An 812-nucleotide genomic window follows, 5' to 3' on the forward strand; every position below is an offset into this window, starting at 1 on the left:
GGCATCGGCTCAGGCAGTTGGAAAAGGACCTGGAGCTGAAACAGACGGAACTGGAGAAGATCCGGGACCAGAACGACAAGCTCCAAGCCACTAACGAGGCCCTGGGAAAAGCTATCGGGCTTATGCAGAAGTGGAGCGAGCATACGCCCGGCGAGACCCCGACTCCGAACGAGCAGCAGCACTGATCGAACACGAAGCCCAGCTGCTCGCGGAACTGACCGGCGCCGGGGCCCTATCTCATCGCCGGGCCCTGCAACAGATCGGTCTGGCCCGTTCGAGCTGGCACTATCGGACTCGGCCCCGCCCCAGGCTCCCGACTCCGGTGCCGCACACGGCCCGGGATCAGCCTCAGGCACTCAGTGATGACCAGCGGGTCCTGGTCAGCGAACGTGTCCTGGCGGCCTGGAAGGCCGGGGACTCAGTGGACCAGGCCTACGCTGCTGCTTGGGACGACGGGCTCTACGTCGGTTCCCGGCGTACCTGGTGGCGGATCGCAGCGACCATGGACCAACGTCAACGCCCGGCCGGGCCAGGGACCAGGCCCGACCAGGGCGGTGCCCGGCCGGCACCGGTGCTGCTGGCCACGGGGCCGAACCAGGTCTGGTCCTGGGACATCACCGATTTCAAGGGTCAGTACAGCGCTCAGGTGTTCAAGGTGTACTCGGTCATCGATATCTACTCGCGTCGGATCGTTGGCTTCCGGGTCGAAGACCGCGAGGCTGACCGGCTGGCCGTGGAGATGTTCACCGAGGCCTTCAACGCTGCCGGTACCACCCCGGAGTACGTGCACGCCGATAACGGGGCCGCGATGC

General features: G+C 65.9%; 1 protein-coding gene and 1 pseudogene. Both read left to right on the forward strand.

Going from position 1 to position 812, the window contains the following annotated elements:
* A pseudogene (locus ACFQQD_RS13960) lies at positions 1-185 on the forward strand (hypothetical protein); the annotation flags it as partial.
* Positions 186-322: 137 nt separating this feature from the next.
* A partial coding sequence (locus tag ACFQQD_RS13965) for a DDE-type integrase/transposase/recombinase (RefSeq protein ID WP_378090520.1) occupies positions 323-812 on the forward strand: 490 nt, incomplete at its 3' end.

Origin of the sequence: Citricoccus sp. GCM10030269, from assembly GCF_042665635.1 — a bacterium.
Taxonomy (GTDB): Bacteria; Actinomycetota; Actinomycetes; order Actinomycetales; family Micrococcaceae; genus Citricoccus.